At 58.3% G+C, this 13,436-nt stretch carries 9 protein-coding genes and 2 pseudogenes; 6 read left to right on the plus strand and 5 right to left on the minus strand.

Annotated elements, in window-relative coordinates:
* Positions 1 to 9 precede the first annotated feature (9 nt).
* The 4 genes and pseudogenes from ATY80_RS01100 to ATY80_RS01115 all read left to right on the plus strand — a co-directional run bounded on the left by ATY80_RS01100 (position 10) and on the right by ATY80_RS01115 (position 4,981).
* Positions 10 to 1,029 (plus strand): HAD family hydrolase, encoded by a 1,020-nt coding sequence (locus tag ATY80_RS01100; protein WP_088690657.1) that lies wholly within the window; start codon positions 10 to 12, stop codon positions 1,027 to 1,029.
* A 107-nt stretch (positions 1,030 to 1,136) separates the two neighbouring features.
* Positions 1,137 to 1,752: pseudogene (locus tag ATY80_RS01105) on the plus strand (hypothetical protein).
* Positions 1,753 to 1,815: 63 nt separating this feature from the next.
* The gene (locus ATY80_RS01110; RefSeq protein ID WP_088690658.1) at positions 1,816 to 4,104 is read left to right on the plus strand and encodes a multiheme c-type cytochrome; all 2,289 of its coding nucleotides are present in this window, start codon (positions 1,816 to 1,818) and stop codon (positions 4,102 to 4,104) included.
* 88 nt (positions 4,105 to 4,192) lie between these two features.
* Positions 4,193 to 4,981, plus strand: coding sequence for a hypothetical protein (locus tag ATY80_RS01115; RefSeq protein WP_088690659.1), 789 nt, complete (start codon positions 4,193 to 4,195; stop codon positions 4,979 to 4,981).
* Between the two features lie 43 nt (positions 4,982 to 5,024).
* Here ATY80_RS01115 and ATY80_RS01120 read toward each other — a convergent pair whose 3' ends face one another.
* Both ATY80_RS01120 and ATY80_RS01125 read right to left on the minus strand, forming a co-directional pair.
* A complete protein-coding gene (locus tag ATY80_RS01120; RefSeq protein WP_245306726.1) occupies positions 5,025 to 5,351 on the minus strand; it encodes a DUF2721 domain-containing protein in 327 nt (108 codons plus the stop codon).
* 53 nt (positions 5,352 to 5,404) lie between these two features.
* Positions 5,405 to 7,051 (minus strand): arylsulfatase, encoded by a 1,647-nt coding sequence (locus ATY80_RS01125; RefSeq protein WP_088690661.1) that lies wholly within the window; start codon positions 7,049 to 7,051, stop codon positions 5,405 to 5,407.
* Positions 7,052 to 7,597: 546 nt separating this feature from the next.
* On the opposite strand from ATY80_RS01125, the gene ATY80_RS01130 reads away from it, so the two are divergent.
* Together ATY80_RS01130 and ATY80_RS29310 are read left to right on the plus strand one after the other, a co-directional pair.
* Positions 7,598 to 8,572: a lysylphosphatidylglycerol synthase domain-containing protein gene (locus tag ATY80_RS01130; RefSeq protein ID WP_088690662.1), complete on the plus strand. Its 975-nt coding sequence runs from the start codon at positions 7,598 to 7,600 to the stop codon at positions 8,570 to 8,572.
* A 200-nt stretch (positions 8,573 to 8,772) separates the two neighbouring features.
* Positions 8,773 to 8,966, plus strand: a pseudogene (locus tag ATY80_RS29310) (hypothetical protein); the annotation flags it as partial.
* Between the two features lie 444 nt (positions 8,967 to 9,410).
* Here the strand turns inward: ATY80_RS29310 and ATY80_RS01140 are convergent.
* From ATY80_RS01140 to ATY80_RS01150, 3 genes are all read right to left on the minus strand, one after another.
* Positions 9,411 to 9,884, minus strand: coding sequence for a DUF992 domain-containing protein (locus tag ATY80_RS01140; RefSeq protein ID WP_088690663.1), 474 nt, complete (start codon positions 9,882 to 9,884; stop codon positions 9,411 to 9,413).
* A gap of 312 nt (positions 9,885 to 10,196) precedes the next feature.
* On the minus strand, positions 10,197 to 11,717 hold the full coding sequence (locus ATY80_RS01145) for a DUF1254 domain-containing protein (protein WP_088690664.1): 1,521 nt from the start codon (positions 11,715 to 11,717) through the stop codon (positions 10,197 to 10,199).
* Positions 11,718 to 11,840: 123 nt separating this feature from the next.
* Complete coding sequence (locus ATY80_RS01150; protein ID WP_088690665.1) at positions 11,841 to 13,280, minus strand: DUF1254 domain-containing protein; 1,440 nt, start codon at positions 13,278 to 13,280, stop codon at positions 11,841 to 11,843.
* Positions 13,281 to 13,436: the final 156 nt, after the last annotated feature.

Consider the following 13,436-nt stretch of genomic DNA (forward strand, 5'->3'; position numbering starts at 1 on the left):
GGCTCCGACATGCTGGTCACTCGCATTGAATTTCTCAGATTGGCGCGCCAGGGGGTGCTGGCGATCGGCTTGTTCGCTGTGTTTGCCTCGCCGACAATCACGCGAGCCCAGAGCGATCCTCTTCCGTCCTGGAACGATACCGCTCCGAAGGCTGCCATCGTCGCTTTCGTCGAGAAGGTGACAAGGGCGGGATCGTCCGACTTTGTCCCGGAACCGGAACGGATGGCGGTGTTCGACAATGACGGGACGCTTTGGGTCGAGCATCCCATGTACACGCAACTTGCCTTCGCCCTGGATCGGGTGAAGACGCTGGCTCCGCAGCATCCGGAATGGAAAGACGTCCAGCCGTTCAAGGCAGTGCTTGAAGGCGACATGAAGACCGTCGCCGCATCCGGCGAAAAAGGCCTCCTGCAACTTCTAATGGTGACGCATGCGGGCATGACTGTCGACGATTTCCAGAAAGTTGTGACAGACTGGCTTTCCTCCGCCCGCGACCCTCGATTCAATCGGCCTTACACCGAACTCGCATATCAACCTATGGTAGAATTGCTTGCCTACCTGCGCGCCAACGGATTCAAGACCTTCATCGTGTCGGGTGGTGGTGTGGAATTCATGCGGCCCTGGACGGAGAAGGTTTACGGTGTCCCGCCAGAGCAGGTTATCGGGTCCTCGATCAAGACCGAATTCAGGATGCAGGACGACACGCCGACCCTTTATCGTCTGCCCGAAGTAAACTTCATCGACGACAAGGCGGGCAAGCCTGTCGGAATCAACCAGCAGATCGGCCGCCGCCCCATAGCCGCGTTCGGCAACTCCGATGGTGATCTCGAAATGCTGCAGTGGACGACGATGGCGGGTGCACCAGCGCGTCTCGGCGTGCTTGTTCATCACACCGACGAGGAGCGCGAATACGCGTATGACCGCAACACCGAATTCGGCCGCCTCGACAAGGCGCTCGATGCGGCCTCGATAACCGGCTGGACCGTCATCGACATGAAAGCCGACTGGAAGAAGATCTTCAAGGATTAGGGCCGCGCCTCGCGGACCGGGCGGCGTGTAAAATGCCTGTGTCATCATACTTCGACATTCACCAAAGGTGACGGGCCTGGTGTCTGTCCAGCTGGGAGATAACCGCTATGAAAGTCGACCAATTCACCACGTCGATGTTTACCGGAGGCTTCGCCCTGACCTCCGCCGCCTTTGCGCAAGACCCTCCCAAGAAGCCGAGCCTACCGCTGGAAAATACCATTGGCGTTGTCACCCCAACGGGGCCGGTACCGTCACTGGCAGTCCTCAATTCGGCTGCGCCAGAATCGAGAACGGAAAGCTCATTTTGACCGGCGTCTCGGCCGATTCGATTGTCTTTGCCGATCGGCCGGTGCGCGCCGCCGGGCATGTGACGACCGATCAGTTCATCATGCAATGGGACGACGGCAAGGACAACTTCGCCATCGATCCGCCGAACGCGACGGTCTCAGTGCTGGGTGGCGACGGATCCGACGTCAGTGACGCTGTCGTGACACTGAAGGCTCCGAAACTCGATGGCACGACGCTGACGTTCGACGTAACCATTCTGGAAGGAAGCCTGAGCGGTGCGGGGGGCCGGGCGTCGTCGCCGGCGCGGCGATTGGAGCGGCGGCAACCCGCCCCTACTACTACTACTACTACAACTACTACTACTACAACTACTACTACAATTCCTACTACAACAACCGGCAATGCGGCTACCACCCCTTCCCGCCTTGCTATTGATCCCCATCGGCGTCACGCCGGAAGGGCAGCGTGGCGCCTTCCACCACTACATGGAGCGATCAAGTGGCAGCATCTGTTCGGTTAGCAGCGGGAAAGCGATTGATCCTCCTCCTGTCGCTCTCGCTTCTGGCGCTGGCGGTCAACGGGAAGAGCCTTGCTAGCGCGGAGATCGCGACACCCGCTCTGGATCCCAGGCTTTCGATTCATGAGGGTTTTGTCGAGGAAAAGACCTGCGAGTCATGCCATGACGATGAGGCTTCAGCTTTTGCAAAATCCCACCATGCCAAGGCCATGGCGCTGGCGGACGACAAGACCGTGCGGGGCAATTTCGAAAACACCCGATTTGAACACGACGGTGTTGTTGCGACCTTCTCGCGTCGCGAGGGCCGTTTTTTCGTCAAAACGGAAGGGTCGGATGGCAAGCAAGGCGAGTTCGAGGTCAAGTACACCTTCGCCTACGAACCGCTTCAGCAGTACCTGGCAGATATTGGAGGAGGACGGCTGCAGGCTCTCGACATCGCTTGGGACACGGCCAAGCGCCAGTGGTTCTGGCTTGGAAATGGGACACCGGCCCAGTCCGGTTCGACCTATCATTGGACAGGTCCCTTCTATCGCTGGAACCGCACCTGCATCGACTGTCATTCAACCGATCCGCAAGCGAACTTTCAACCGTCGACGAACGAATACAAGTCGACCTATGTTGCCACCAGCATTGGCTGTCAGTCCTGTCACGGTCCGGGCGCCAAGCACGTCGCATGGGCACGGTCCGGTAACGCCTCCGCAGCCGACCAGCAAGACCTCGGCTTGCCTGATATAGATGCGAATGTCTGTTTCGCCTGCCATGCAAGACGGACCAGCCTTTTGGGTGGTTACGAAGCCGGGAAGCCTTTTCTCGACTACTTCTCACCGGCACTTTTGCGAGAGGAGCTCTATTATCCTGACGGCCAGATACTCGATGAGGTCTTCGAGTATGGCTCGTTTCTTCAGAGCAAAATGGCAAGGGCGGGAGTGACATGTCTCGATTGCCATCGCCCGCACGATGCCGCCCTGAGGGCCGAGGGCAATGCGCTCTGCACGCAATGCCACTCGCAAACGAAACCTGAGCGCTTTGTCAAGCAGGACCCGAGTGGCCTGTTCGACACCCCTGGTCACACCCACCACCTTGTCGGCTCGACCGGTGCCCAATGCGCCAACTGCCACATGCCCGAGCGCACATACATGAAGGCGGATCCGAGACGCGACCACTCGTTCGTCATTCCCCGACCTGACCTATCGACGACATCAGGAACTCCAAACGCGTGTACGACCTGCCATACTGGAAAGGACAATGCCTGGGCTGCAGAGACCATGGACAAGTGGTACGGAACCGACTGGCGCAAACGCGCGACGATCGCCCATGGGTTCACGGAGCCCGCCACCGATAACCAAAAGGCGGTCGAGGCGCTGCGCCAGCTCGTCAACGACCGTGACCAGTCCGGGATCGTCCGGGGCAGCGCCATCGCCAGAATGAGCCAGATGAGGGGAGCAGACGTTGCCGCCGACATTCAAGCCGCGTCTCTCGATACCGATCCACTCGTCCGGCTCGGCGCGGCACAAGCAGCAGCAAACATCCCCCCAGAGCGCAGGCTGAACGCGATCGGCGACCTGCTCAGTGATAAAACCCGCGCCGTGCGTGTCGCCGCCGCCACTGCCCTTGGGAGCACTCCTGCCGACCTCTTCGGCAATCGCCGAGCTAACTTTAAGACCGCGGTTGAAGACCTGCGCGCTTACGTCAAGACAAACGCGGACGTCGCCGAAGTGCAGAGCAACTATGGCTTCTTCCTGTTCGGCCAACAGCGCGTGGCAGATGCCGAAGCTGCCTTTAAACTTGCGATCTCGCTCGACCCGACACTTGAGGGCTCACACGTCAATCTCGCGGAATTCTACCGTGCCACCGGACAAAACGACAGATCGGAACAAACCTACGTCAAAGCGATATCGCTGTCGCCCAATAGGGCGGATCTGCGTTACGGACATGCTCTAGCCCTGGTCCGCAAGAAGGCACTGGGCGATGCGATTTCAGAGTTCGAGGAAGCGGTCCGACTGGACGCCGGAAACTCCCGCTACAAGATAACCCTTGCAGTCGCCCTGGATTCCGTCGGAAGGACGACAGAGGCACTGGACAGGCTCGACACCTGGGCCGCCGCAAGCGCAGACGCTGACATCACAAGCCTAGCGATGCAGTACAGTCTGAAGCTTGAGCGGCTGCCGGACGCGTTGAAATTTGCCGAACGAATGGCCCAATTGGCACCGCAGGACCAGAACATCTCGGATCTGCTCAAGCAGTTGCGCCGGGCAGTCAACCAAAAATAGGCGTCCTGACTTGCCGAAATTCACTTGCTGTTGCACAGTCCCGACTCGAAGAGCAATGCTGGGTTCCAAACGAGATCGGGGGATTCTCATGAAAACCATTCAGTTGCATATGATTGTCTTGCTATCCGGCGTCTTTGCCGCATCGATCAGCAATGCCGCCGATCTCACTCCCCTCGTGCCGGACGCGAAGACCGTGGAGACCCGTAGCGGATGGGAATTCACGGTGGCGCCATACTTCTGGGCGGCGGGTATATCCGGGAATGTGCGGCAGTTCGGTCTTCCCGAAGTCGACATTGATGCCGATTTCGGCGACATCCTCGACAATCTCGACTTCGCCTTCATGGCTACAGGTGAGGCACGGTATGACCGCTACAGCATCGTCGGCGACGTGGTCTATGTGAAGCTCGGTACAGATGCGCACACGCCTCGCGGCATCTTGGCCAACAGCGTCGACGTGACCTCACAAAGCTTTGCAGGACTTTTGGGCGTGGGTTACGCCGTCCTCGAAGACCGGAACGGGCACCTCGACGTGTTCGGCGGCGTGAAGGTATGGTCGGTGAAGACTGACATCTCCTTCAACGGCGGGCTTCTTGGCGGTGTGGAGCGGGAAGACAGTGCCACTTGGGTCGACGCGGTGGTCGGTCTGCGCGGGAATTACTTCTTTACCCCTGAGATCTATGTCACCGGATGGGGGCTAGTGGGCGGCGGCGGTGCCGACGTCGACTGGGACGTGGGCCTCGGTCTCGGTTACAAGTTCAACGACACCATATCGGCAGTAGCCGGATACCGAGCGCTCGGCGTCAACTACGAGAATGACGGGTTTGTCTTTGACGTCGTCCAGCAAGGACCGATCATAGGAGTATCCTTCCGCTTCTGATCGTCAGACTGGGCGACTTGACGGACTTTGACGGTTCTCTCCGCTAGTCGCCATGCTCATGTTGTGACAGGTTGATGTCTCGCAGGAGTCGGATGAACGACCCCGCCAGGAAGCAAAGCGCCGCCGTGAACAGCAAGGCAGCGCCCGGTTCGTGGCGATAGCCCAAGAATGCGATCACAAAACCGAACAGAAGCAGAAGTAATGCGCCGATGCCAGCCACTATTGCGAGGCGCAACGCACCGTTCAGCAGAACTTCGCGCCGCCTTAGTTGCGCGATTTCCCTTTTCAGCGACGCTCGGGAAACGTCGTTCTCGTCAATCTCGCGGAGTTTTCTGATGCGCTCCGTGACCCTGGAAATCCGATTGACCAAGACTGCAGCCCCCCGGGGACGGTCCTGTGGGACCGCCCGCCATCGAGGATTGATCAGTTGCCCGGACCTTTTGCTGCTGCTTCAGCCTCGGCCATGCGCTTCTGCATCTCTGCCTTCACGGCGTCGAGGTTGAAGCTTGCGCCGCGCTGCATCGGAGGAAAATCGAGGAAGGTCTGGAGTTCTTTTCCGACCAACTGCTGGACAAATACGAAACGCCAGAACTGGTACTTGAACCAGTCGAAGTATTGCTGCCCTCCCTCTTTCGTTCCGTTGTTGGGCCAACCGGTCCGCTCGAATGGGTCGAGCCGCAGGTTGGTTATGAATGGCACGTCGGGATGGGTCTTTTCGCCAATCCAGCCCTGAGGCTGATCGATGAAACGGAACTTGTAGTCGTCAATTCGGATTGCGCCGACCGTGCTTTCTCCGAGGTAGAATATCTCGTGGCGCGCAGACGGACCCTTTCCGGTGAGGGCCGCCGTCTGATCGTAGCCATCAAGATGGTTCTTGTAGGTCCGGTCTCCTATGGTCTTGCCCTGGAGCAGTTCGTTGGTGATGTTCGGATTACCAGCTGCGGCAACAAAGGTCGGCAACCAGTCCAGGCCGGAGATAATGCCGTTCTGCACCGTATCGGCCGGCACATGACCAGGCCAGCGTATGATTGCAGGCACGCGGAAGCCACCTTCGAGCACAGTGCCCTTCGACTGGGCGAACGGCGTCTGACCACCATCGGGCCAGGTGAACACTTCAGTGCCGTTGTCAGTCGTGAAGAGGACGATGGTGTTGTCGTCCTCCCCCAGGTCCTTGATCTTTTTCATCACGAGTCCAATATCGTCATCGAGCTGCGCCATGCCGGCTTCCTCTTCCGACCAGCCGTTTTCAGAGTTTCGCATTGCTTCATATTTGGGAGACAGGTGTGTGACGATATGCATGCGCGTGGGGTTCAGCCAGACAAAGAAGGGTTTGTTGTCCTGCTTGGCCTTTTCCATGAAGCCCATGGCAAAGTCGCGGATCTCGTCATCGACCGTTTCCATGCGTTTGGGATAGAGTGGCCCGGCATCCTCGATCCTTTGCTTCCCGATTTTGCCCCAGCGTGGCATCTCGGTCGGATCATCCTTGTCGGTTGCCCAACTGTGAACCATGTTGCGCGGCCCGACAACGTTCAACAGATCCTGCGGATAGTTGGGATGCGCCGGGTCCTCCATAGCGTCGAGATGATAGAGGTAGCCGAAGAACTCATCAAAGCCGTGAACGGTCGGAAGGAACTCGTTCTTGTCACCTAGATGGTTCTTACCGAACTGGCCAGTGGCGTAGCCCATTGACTTCAGGACAGTTGCGATAGTCACCGCTTCGGCCGGCAGACCTATCGCCGCGCCAGCCTGCCCAACCGTGGTCATGCCGGTTCGTATCGGCAGTTGTCCCGTGATGAAGTTGGCACGACCGGCCGTACAGCTGGCCTCCGCATAGTAGTCGGTGAAGAGCATGCCTTCCTTAGCGACGTTATCCAGGTTGGGCGTGCGCCCGGCCATCAGACCGCGATGATAGGCACCAATGTTCCACATGCCGATATCATCGCCCATAATGACGAGGATGTTTGGCTGTGTTGTGGATTGCGCCTGAACCGGAGCCCACGCCGCAGCGGCGAGCACCAACCCTCCCGCTATCGCGCTGCAGGCTTTTTTGATTTTCCCACGAAGTTTCATGCGGGCCTCCCTTGCCGCGTTGATGCAGGCATTCCGCTCGGGAACGTGCACCGCCAACCTATACCGTGCTGAAGGGGAAGTAAGTTGCCCTTAGGGGCAACTGAGGCACCGCTTCGCGCGCCACTGATCCCGCCTTGTCCACCACCAGCTCGTATCGGGCAGCCGTTCGGAGCGTCGCGGTTCAGGCGGGTTCCGGCCCGGCAGGAACACCCATGGTGCCTGGAGTACGTTCGTTGATCAGCCTTGCCGCAGAAGCGTGACACACCGGCACCTGACTGCCTTGCACAACACAGGCAAAGTCACGACGGGGCCCAACTTGCGAGAATAGCATCGGACCTGTTATCCGATCTGCCGGTTGTCTAAGCGCATCATCGAAGGCCAGAAATGGCGTCAACGATCCCCTGACCGATCCGGTCGGTCAGTGAACGGTTATAGGTGAGCACTCCTAGCGCGCGACGCGACAGCTGCGCGGACGGTTCATGCTCCGGGAACCCACCCACGGATATTTCGTTTCAACAATGACGGATGATGACGAAATGGGGTCCCATGTCGGGCAAACGGGTTATCGTGAATGTAACGATGTTTCTAGGATTGCTCCTTGCCGCCTATCTCCTCCACGAGGTCTTCAGCCGGTACTCTCTGGACGAAATCACACGATCCATCGGCAGCATCCCCCTCGCCCGACTAGCCCTCGGCATCGGCTTTTGCGCCCTTTCCTACGTTTGCCTAACCTGCTTTGATCTGATGGCCCTGCGCTATGCTGGCAAGCCACTAAGCTATCCGAAGGCAGCGATAGCGTCATTTACGGCCCTATCGATCGGACATAACCTGGGTGTCGCAGCTCTCAGCAGCGGCGCCGTTCGCTATCGATACTATTCCCGTTGGGGGTTGAATGCGGAGGAGGTCGCCAAGGTCATTCTGTTTTGCGGCGTGACCGTCGTGATCGGAATGTCAACTCTTTCCGGAATAATCCTTCTGGCCAATCCGCAGGATGCCAGCAACTTGCTACAGGTCGATGCCGGCGGTCTCTTCTGGCTTGGGCTTTGCTGTCTTTTCGGCCCGGGCGGCTACCTTATTCTTGCCGGTACCGTGCAAGCCCCGCTTCGCATGTGGAAATGGAGGGTTCAGTTGCCTCCCCTTAAGCTCGCGATTGGCCAGGTGGTGCTCGGAACACTTAATTTCATCTTTGTCGCGGCGTGCTTGCATCAGATGCTCGCGGCCAGCGCCGGTTCAAATTTTGTCCTGACCGCGACGGCTTATGTGCTTGCCAACATCGCCATCCTCGTCACTCACGTCCCCGGGGGCCTCGGCGTACTGGAAGCAACTGTTAGTCATGTGCTCCCAAATACCGCCTCTATCGGCGCGCTAGTCGCGTTTCGGTTGGTGTATTTTCTGCTCCCATTATTGATCGGCTTGCCGATCTTTGCAGTCAGCGAAGTGGTTCTGCGCAGGCGCGTCAGAGCGACCACCTCAGACAAAAGTGCTCAGGAACCGCGCCGGCCGCAGACGCAGTTTCTGTAATGGCCAACCTGCGGGGATTACCACCGCAAGCCACCCCTTCGCGAACGTCTCCTCGACGCGCCGCTCGACCTTTCGGCGAGCCCCTGGCGGAGCCGACCTTGGTACGGCCGCGGGTCATTACCTGGTGCTTGAGGGCGGCATTGTGGGCGGAGCATGATGGTTGAATGGGAGGAATGAACTGCCGTTTCGAGTACTATTATGCGCCGATTCCCGGCAGCATCACCTATCGCGGCCACCGAATTTAAGGAGGTCGCCGATCGGCTCCTCGTTCCCCCATAAATTTGCGGATCAGACCCGAGGTCGAGTTGTCCAACCGGATCGAACCCTGCTTATCGCCCAGCGACATTATCGGCCATTGTGCGCGGCGACAATCAAGGTGAGACTCTCATCCTGATCGCCGCGCCATAGCCATTGTTGGCTTGGGACAGGAACTAAGGGCAAGAACCCCATAAAAGGCACGTTCACCTCTATCTTCTGCAGGCCTTCGACCTAGACGAGACCGGGTATCAAGGTGAAGGCATTCAATGCACGCACGACCGACGCGAAGAGAAAACCGTTGAGGAGGCGGTCGACCTCGCCCGGCGTCTCGCAGGTTGTCTGGAAGCGCGTGGGGCGGCGCCCCGGAAGGCTCGATCCATCATATTAGAGACCGGCTGGAGCGGCGTTTTCGACTACCGTGAGCATTTCATCTGGATAAGAAAGCGCGTCCACGACAACACGTTGGAGCGCCCATTGGCGGCAAACGAGGTGTGCGGTAGAAGGCCGGTACCGTGGTGACGACATCGGGTCGCTCTGCTGACGCAAGAATGGGTATCTATCCTTTCGTGAGACCTTGCGTTCACTCAACCGCCGAAAGTTTCAGCGACGCCACGCCAATCGCAACATTGACGCCCTCTTCACCTTCCAGCGACAGCGGCTGAAGTGAAAGGCTGTCCTGGCTTCCGCCGACCAGTATCTTCGCACCGCCGCCGAGACCCAGACTGGCATCTGCGTCTACTCCCCGGTAGGTACCCTGCAGACCGGTGAACGGCTGACCGTTGACGCTTGAGACTAGCCAGATCATCCGCCCCGCCTTGACGTCGCCAATAGCAAGGCCGAACTCGTCGATCGAACCCTTGTAGGTCAGCGCCGGGCCGGGAAATGATGGCGACGGCGTAAACGTGCACGAGACAGTCTGCTTTGTTTCGATGATCATCCCGACACCTGAGGATATGTCACAGTCGAGCTTTCCGACTTCGAGCGGTGCCGTGCTCGCGGAAAATGGAATGAGAAACACAGTGATTGCCAGGCAAGCCATCCATTGTTTAGACATTATCTTTCCTTTCCGTTTGAACCGTGGATGTCCACGAGAGTGAATGCCGTTTCCTAAATGTGCGAGCAGAGGCGGCACCGCGAAAGCCAGAACCGCCTCGGGTTTCGGCTGGTCTGAACGGCACGATGCTGCTCTGGCGAGGGCCTGCTCGATCTCGATCCGCATGCTTTTTATGAGCTCCTGGTACTCGGCGACGTGCTCGCCCCCTCAGGATGCGGGCGGCGAGTTCCTCACTCGCCTCGCTTCAATTTCGATCTCGTCGAGTGCTGAACACAAGCAACCTTGGCATTAATCAAGCAGCGCGTTTTCTGATCACTCCAACAGTTCGATCTCGCCCGGTTTCCAGGTCTTGTCGAACCATGGCTCGAGCGGGCCATAGAGGCGAAGAAGAACGTTCCAGCCCTTGCCGGGAACTGTCTGGACCCAGTTGGCCTCATGGCCTTCCGGCGCTGTCGGGCCGAACCAGACGTCGACTGAGGAGTCCGCGTTGATCACAATGTCTTTCTTGTCGCTGCCGATGCTGGGGAATTGCTGGTCCGTCTGCAGCATTGAACGCGTCTGATTGTCGTATACGACGAACGACCAGAATTCCTTTGCCGGAATGTTTGGCGGCAGGTGCACCTTATAGGTCTTGCCGCCATCGAATGGCTTGCCGTCCCCGTCGGTCGTGGCGCCGGCGTACTGCGAGCCGATGCCGACGCGCTTTATCGCCATGGCCGGCGTGATGCCCGTCGCATAGTAGTGGAAGAGGACACGGGCATCCAGATAGCGAACGCCGGGCTGCATAAGGAACTCGTAGCTACCGCCGACAAAGCCGGTGAACCAGGCACTGCCCGGATAATAATAGGCGTCCTTCATTCGGGTCTTGAAGGTGATGGTGCGCGCTGTCGCATTGCCGACAGCCACGGCTTCGGTGAGGATCTTCTTCATCCGCTCGTCGGGTGCGAAGGGTTTGCCCTTTTCGATACCGATGGCAGCGAGTTGTCCCAGCACCTCCGGGTGATAGGCCTCGTTCGGCTCGTATTGGACAATGTCGTTTACTTCCTCGTAGAAATGAAAGTCGTTGGCATGGATGGTGTTGTACTCCTTGCCCGACGAATTGATGATCTTCATCGGCGGCGGATTACCGGCTTTAGAAAGGGGATAAACCTTGGCGAACTTCCTGGTGTTTTCGACAGCAGTCGCGGTGCTGCCGTTGTCGAGGAAGCCGCGCCAGAAGAAGAGGTTTCCGTAGGTTGACGTCCGCAATACGAAATAGCCTTTGGGTATATCGCCTTTGTAACCCGGCGGCAAAAGCAGGTATTTTCCGCCCTTGCCCTTGTCCGGACCGGCATTGCCGACGTCGCCAACATATTCGAACCAGTGATTGTCGATCATCCCAAGAATATTGGGTGGTGTCTCGATGACCAGCGGACTGGCCTTGGTGTCCAGCCACATCAGATTGTAGATGCTTTCGGTGTTGCCGGTCAGGAACAGCGAATGCGAGTCCATAAGGTTTTCGAAGATGAGGATGGTCTGGTTGTTGTCGGCGCCCTGGCTGGCCAATCCAACCCTTATGGCTTCAACCGATGCACCGGGCATGGCATTGAGAAATGACTCGACGCCACGCATGAAATCGAGGTTGTCGTAGATCTTCTCCGACGTGGCATCATCCGGGAAGCCATCGAAAAAGTTCAGCTTGCCAAGCCTTGTGTCCACACTCTCCGGCGTGACGATCGAATCCGGTATCGGTGTCGTCATTTTCATCTTCGGTGCCGTCTCGGCGGAAGCGGCGCCCAAGCCCATCAAGACCAGCGCAACGGTGGCGCAAAGCAGTCTCGTCGTGCGTATCATTGCTCTCTCCTCATCGATATCGCTGCAAGAGCAGCGCTAACCACCCTCGGGTAGCGTTTCATCGTGCTTCATCCTTTGTTGCAGTCCGGTCTGCGCGGCACCGCCGCATCGGCGGATTGGGGATTATCTCGCCACATGAATTCCGGGCGGCTGCCACGTTCCCTTGCCGACCGGCAGCATCGAAGGCGCTTCTGTTTTCGGCCAGTAGAGGCGCATGACCGTATAGATTGGGCCGTTCGGCGCCGGCAGCCAGTTCGATTCCTTCTCCGCGCCCGGCGACTTGTGCTGGATGTAGAGCGTCAGCGATCCGTCGGCGTTCTTCTTCATACCCGGCAACATCGGCGAGTTGATGAGGTAGCGATTGACCGGGTTCTTGATCAGCAACTGCGTCTTGCCATCGTACATCGTTACCGACCAGAAGGCGTTGACCGGCGGCAATTGATCGGCCGGGAAGGTCAGCATGTAGTTGTGCTTGCTGCCGTCGAGCGGCTTGCCGTCATCGTCGACGCGTGTCAGCGGATAGACCGCCTCGACCGAATCGTTGCCGTAGATGCCCGCCTGGGCGCCCGCGGCGCGTTTCAGCCAGTCGCCATTGTAGAACTGGGCATCGCCAAAGAAGGAGTTGACCTGCCATCCGTTGAGCGACACGCCGCCTTTCGCGACGGCCTCGTCGACTTTTCGTTCGCCTTGCTTCATTCCGATAAGAATCTCCGCCTTGTGCTCAAGCGGGAGATCCTTGAAGCTGAAGGTCTTTCCTGGGCCGACCCCGATGCGCGCAAGCTTCGCGCGGATATCCTTTTCGCTCTCGAGCGCCGGCGCAAACTGCAGGCAGAAATCGAGATATTCGAAGAAGTTCTTTTTCGCGAGTTCCTTGTCGATCTTCGGAAAATTCACGGCCGGCGAAGCGGGCGGCGCCGGCTGCTTCAAGTAGGCGGAAAGCGGCTGGGCCTTGTAGTCGGCTTGCACCTTCATCACCTTGTCGATGTCGCCCGGATCAAAAAGCTGGGTGCGGAAGAGAACGAGCGAAAACTGCGTGGTCGACTGGAACACCTTCTTGACTTCGGCGGGAGTTGGTCCCTTCCACTCCGGTCCTACGATCATGTAGTCGCCGGCATCACTGCCAGTGGCGCGACTGCCGATATAGCCATAGTTGAATGTGTTGCCGTCGATAAGCTGGACAGAGTAATAGCGCTTTGGGTCCACCGGCGGAACCGAAACTACGATCGGCTCCGCCCTCAGGTCCACCCACAAAATCGAATAGGGCGTATCACTATTTGGCGTAACGACGGCGGTATCTTTATACGTAGCGACGTGGGATAGGTTCTTGATCTGATTGAACGGCGCCTTGAACTGCCCCGAATTTCGAGCAACGGCAAATTCGTACATGGTGCCGTAGTTCAGCACGATCGGCAGACCGTAGATGAAGCCTTCCTCGGCGATGTCCTTTGCTTCTATCAGCCGAGGCCAATCGGCGCTACTTTTTGCATTCAGCAGGGTGGGTTTCGTGGTGGCGACGAGTGCGGCCATCGCAGCAGAGCGAAGCAGAGTGCGTTTCGTAAGCATCTGAACAACTTCCTTTCGATTCGTGGCGTTCAGCGCGCGTAAGTGGCGGGAGAAGCTAATACCGGGGTGGTTGATCGAAGCTCCCTTGGTGTCCACTCTTGGCCCATCGCGACGCTCTGAATTGACTTCCGGCTTGCGCCGGCCTCCGAGTGCCGA

It is taken from the genome of Rhizobium sp. R711 (assembly GCF_002211365.1).
Taxonomy (GTDB): Bacteria; Pseudomonadota; Alphaproteobacteria; order Rhizobiales; family Rhizobiaceae; genus Rhizobium.

What these genes read in the sequence shown, in the direction of transcription:
- ATY80_RS01100 (WP_088690657.1), top strand. Translation starts at nt 10, where the DNA reads ATGCTGGTCACTCGCATTGAATTTCTCAGATTGGCGCGCCAGGGGGTG.
- ATY80_RS01115 (WP_088690659.1), top strand. Translation starts at nt 4,193, where the DNA reads ATGAAAACCATTCAGTTGCATATGATTGTCTTGCTATCCGGCGTCTTT.
- ATY80_RS01125 (WP_088690661.1), bottom strand. Translation starts at nt 7,051, where the DNA reads ATGAAACTTCGTGGGAAAATCAAAAAAGCCTGCAGCGCGATAGCGGGA.
- ATY80_RS01130 (WP_088690662.1), top strand. Translation starts at nt 7,598, where the DNA reads ATGTCGGGCAAACGGGTTATCGTGAATGTAACGATGTTTCTAGGATTG.
- ATY80_RS01140 (WP_088690663.1), bottom strand. Translation starts at nt 9,884, where the DNA reads ATGTCTAAACAATGGATGGCTTGCCTGGCAATCACTGTGTTTCTCATT.
- ATY80_RS01145 (WP_088690664.1), bottom strand. Translation starts at nt 11,717, where the DNA reads ATGATACGCACGACGAGACTGCTTTGCGCCACCGTTGCGCTGGTCTTG.
- ATY80_RS01150 (WP_088690665.1), bottom strand. Translation starts at nt 13,280, where the DNA reads ATGCTTACGAAACGCACTCTGCTTCGCTCTGCTGCGATGGCCGCACTC.